Origin of the sequence: Salegentibacter sp. (genome assembly GCF_036568425.1) — a bacterium.
GTDB lineage: Bacteria > Bacteroidota > Bacteroidia > Flavobacteriales > Flavobacteriaceae > Salegentibacter.
Genome location: NZ_DATCSO010000053.1, coordinates 1 through 3,091, shown reverse-complemented (window position 1 = coordinate 3,091; position 3,091 = coordinate 1). Strand labels below are relative to the sequence as shown.

Below are 3,091 nucleotides of genomic sequence, written 5' to 3'. Positions count from 1 at the left end.
TGGAACGGCTCAATCTTTCTGCAAGGGCTTATGATCGTATTTTAAAGGTCTCCCGTAGTATCGCCGATTTGGAGCAATCTGAAAATATAGCTGCCAGTCACATTAGCGAAGCGATTCAATATAGAAGTCTTGACCGGGACGGTTGGTTGGGTTAATGTTTTCTAAAATTCTTATCGCTCCTGCTTGTCCTACTAATTGGTTGTAAAGGTAAAACCCGTAATGATATCGAGCAGCCTAAAAGCTCTTCAAATAGTACGAGTGCTTCAGAAATATCTATTGATGCCCTTATAAGTTCTAAATCCATTAAACTTGATTTAAAAGAAGCAACTAAGTTGGTAGCCTTACCATTAGCCAGATTGTACTCGATGGGCTTAATTATACTTTTAATATTATGACTTTGTGAGCCATCGTGGCGGCTATTGGTTTAATGATAAACAATGGGGTGCTCATAAACTGATCGAAAAATAGCTGCGTTGGTAATTGGCCTGAATGATCCTAAGCAGTTTACCATAAATTCCCCGCTTTCCGTTAGTTTAGGAAATTCTTTGAATATTGTAAATATGTGGGCGGGCATTTAATTTTTGGATCAGGCATATCCCACTGGGATGACGGGAGGAGGTTGATACGATAATGCTTCCGTAGCAACCTCTCCTTTGCTTATTCCTTTTTCTGTGCATCTTTTATGGGCTGGAAAGGTCCGTATGTATGCTGTTCCTGTGAAAATTTATCTGGATAGGGAGGATATGGGCTGTCCACTGGTTTTTTCTCTAGTTTCGGATAGTCCTCTTCCAGCCCGCTCATCTGCGGCCGATCTTTGGAGCTGAGATAGGCGCTGATGTCGTAGGTATCTTCATTGGTGATTGCCGGCCGATTCCACCGCGTTCCCAGCGGCATGTTGCTGTGAACAAAGGCCGCGTTGGTCAGCAACCGGTTCATACCTGCTCCGTTGTTATAGCTGTTTGGTCCCCAAAGTGGTGGAACCACATGACTACCCGCAATACCAGAAGACATGGATTGGTAGCCCTCCCCATTTTTGCCATGACATGACATGCAGTAATGCTTGTACATCACTTCGCCATTTTTCACGTCAGCCTTTCGGTTCGGATTTTCAAATTGGGGTGTTCCCTGGCCATAAACATCCTCGGGCATGTCTTTTGATAACCAGTTGAGGTGGGCGATCATCGCCTTCATTTCTTTGCTGTCCTCAGGAAGAGGCTTGCCGTTCATGCTACGTATGAAACAGCCATTGATGCGCTCCTCAAGTCCCGAAACTTTATCTTCGCGACCTCTATAGCGTGGGTATCTCTGGCTAACCCCCATCCATGGGAGTCCGAATCGTTTAGTACCCTTATTTTGATGGCAGCTCGTGCAGTTCAGAGTATTTCCGGAAAAATGCATGTTCTTATCCTTTGCGCCAGCACCTAGTTGCGCATATGTATCGCTTAAAAGAAGGGCACCGTAGCGAATTAGATCTCCTTCTTCTCCCTGCGGAATATCTTTCATTAACGGTGGTTCCCAGGCGGCGGCAGATGCTTTTACCTCAATTGGCTCCGCTGTAGTACGATCTTCATCGGCCAGGGTAGTTAAAAACCTGAGGATATGATTGATTTCTTTGTCCGTCAGTTTCTTATTTAACTGCATGTGGGCCATCTTATCTATTGCCTCAGCCAGGTTACTTACCTCCCCGTCATGGAAATAGGGAGCAGTTAAGGTGACATTGCGTAGCATGGGAACCTTGAATACATATTTATCACTTTCCTCGTTTGTGACCTCAAAGCGTCCAACATCTTCGGTGTTGGTGTAATCATGGAATACACCCAATTTTTGATAGGTCATTCCCCCCAGGTTGGGGCCACTGTGGCACTGCACGCACCCCACACTTATAAAGCTACGCATCCCTTCCATTTCTCTTCCAGTAAGGGCTTGTATGTCACCATCGATGAACCTGTCGAACCTACCCCGGCTAATCAATGTTCGCTCAAAGGCAGCGACCGCTTTGGCAAAGTTGTCGAAAGTTACGGGATCTTTTTCGTTAGGAAAGGCCTTTTTGAATTCATCGGGATAATGTTCTATAGCTTTTAGCCGTTCGGCCACCGCTTCGCCATTAGGCATGGCCATTTCAACATGGGCGAGTGGAGGTCCCTTTGCCTGATCTTCCAGAGTGGCCGCACGTCCGTCCCAGAACTGGGCAATCTGGTAACCGGCATTCAAGGTTGATGGATCGTTACGGGGACCAAATTTTCCTAATGCACCCTTGCCTGTCTTAAAATGGTCTGCACCCGCGCCTTTATTGTCAATAGGATGGCAGGAGTTGCAGGATTGCGTTTTATTGATGGAAATAGCTTTCTCAAAATATAGCTTTTTTCCAAGCGCTATCAAAGCAGGAGTGTCATCCTCACTACCGGGCATGCTGGCTGGAAGTTTGCCGAAAAGCGCCTGCGCCTGCATAAGCAGTACTCCTTCTGGGGTACCGGGTTCCGCTTGGATTGTGCGCGAGCTATCCACCATCTCATCCTTTGGAATTGATTGGTACGAATCCTCTGAAATCAGGTTTCTCCTTGTACAGGAAAAAATCAATGTGCTTAGCCCCATTATCAAAAAAATGGCTACTTCTATCCATTTTTTTATAACAGACCTTCTTTTTCTGTTGTGAATATCCATGATGTTTTTATTTAAAATAATTCTTGTGCTATTTAGTTTTTGTCAACACCAGGACTTGCTATTCATTCGCGTGTAGTCCTTTGTTTTATCCTACTCATCATTCTTTTTTCTACAAAGAAACTGCTTACTTAAAATTACAAAAAAGCTATATGATTCTTAAGCAAATATTTAGAAAATCATCCCGCAAAATTTATAAAAAATTAGCTATTTACTATTTTTAGTAATAATTGCATCATAAGGCAACAAAAGTTATTTACGTGGAAATCCTCACCATTTAAAGCCGGTTCAAGGATGAAGCATCTAAACAACTTCTAAAAACAGCTATGGAACGGCTCAATCTTTCTGCAAGGGCTTATGATCGTATTTTAAAGGTCTCCCGTAGTATCGCCGATTTGGAGCAATCTGAAAATATAGCTGCCAGTCACATTAG

1 protein-coding gene and 2 pseudogenes are annotated in these 3,091 nt (G+C 43.9%); 2 read left to right on the top strand and 1 reads right to left on the bottom strand.

From position 1 onward, the window contains the following. A pseudogene (locus VIM94_RS05300) lies at window positions 1-155 on the top strand (ATP-binding protein); the annotation flags it as partial. Between the two features lie 502 nt (window positions 156-657). Here the strand turns inward: VIM94_RS05300 and VIM94_RS05295 are convergent. Next, window positions 658-2,661: a cytochrome c peroxidase gene (locus VIM94_RS05295; protein WP_332038248.1), complete on the bottom strand. Its 2,004-nt coding sequence runs from the start codon at window positions 2,659-2,661 to the stop codon at window positions 658-660. Window positions 2,662-2,951: 290 nt separating this feature from the next. Between VIM94_RS05295 and VIM94_RS05290 the strand changes: the two are divergent. After that, window positions 2,952-3,091, top strand: a pseudogene (locus VIM94_RS05290) (ATP-binding protein); the annotation flags it as partial.

Bases quoted from the DNA above. Each gene is read 5' to 3' on its own strand.
- VIM94_RS05295 (WP_332038248.1), bottom strand. From the start codon at position 2,661: ATGGATATTCACAACAGAAAAAGAAGGTCTGTTATAAAAAAATGGATA.